Source organism: Pseudomonas sp. BAY1663 (genome assembly GCF_000582595.1).
In the GTDB taxonomy this organism is placed as follows: domain Bacteria; phylum Pseudomonadota; class Gammaproteobacteria; order Pseudomonadales; family Pseudomonadaceae; genus Stutzerimonas; species Stutzerimonas stutzeri_AF.
Map to the genome: position 1 here is coordinate 1 of NZ_AZSV01000215.1, position 593 is coordinate 593.

Annotated in this window: 1 protein-coding gene and 1 pseudogene; both read right to left on the bottom strand. The window is 73.2% G+C overall.

Annotation, left to right across the window (positions count from 1 at the left end; translation table 11 throughout):
* Nucleotides 1-447: pseudogene (phnH, locus tag BAY1663_RS22855) on the bottom strand (phosphonate C-P lyase system protein PhnH); the annotation flags it as partial.
* The coding region (locus tag BAY1663_RS22860; RefSeq protein WP_037045478.1) for a phosphonate C-P lyase system protein PhnG at nt 447-593 on the bottom strand (147 nt) is incomplete at its 5' end. The pseudogene phnH and the gene BAY1663_RS22860, both read right to left, overlap by 1 nt.

Sequence of the window (593 nt, forward strand, 5' to 3'; positions counted from 1 at the left end):
CGTCGATGCCCGGCCCCTGCCAGCTCAGCGCCGGGCCGCGCTCGAGGCGGTCGAGCTGGACCAGCAGCGTGCAGGACTGGTCCGGGTAGCGCTCGCTGCCGGGGTAGAAGCCGGACAGGTCGTCCAGCGCGGCGGCGTCGAGCAGGGCGAACAGCGCCTCCTCGCGCGCCTCCACCACCGGGCAGCCGCAGTGGAAGGCCAGGTTGGCGCGGATCGCCGGGGTGTCGAAGGCCGGCGCCAGCCATAGCGGCGTATCGTTGTCGAGCAGGCTCAGGCACAGCGCGTAGGTGGCCGGCTGCAGGCGCTCCACGGCCTCGACGGCGGCCAGCGGCTGGCGCGTGCCGGGTTCGGCCAGGGCCTTGAGCGCGGCGCGGAAGCTCTTCTGGCGTCCAGCACCGGATCGGCGAAGGCGGCCTGCAGCAGGTCGGATGGGAAGGCGCGATTCATCAGTCTTCTCCTCGCAGCAGCGTGAAGAACTCCACGCGGGTAGTGGCGGTTTCGGCAGCCTTGCGCGCGGCGCGGCGGGCCTGCGCGGTGGCCAGGGGTTCGATCAGCTCGGCCAGCCAGCGCGCCTGTTGCGGGCCCTGCAGGTG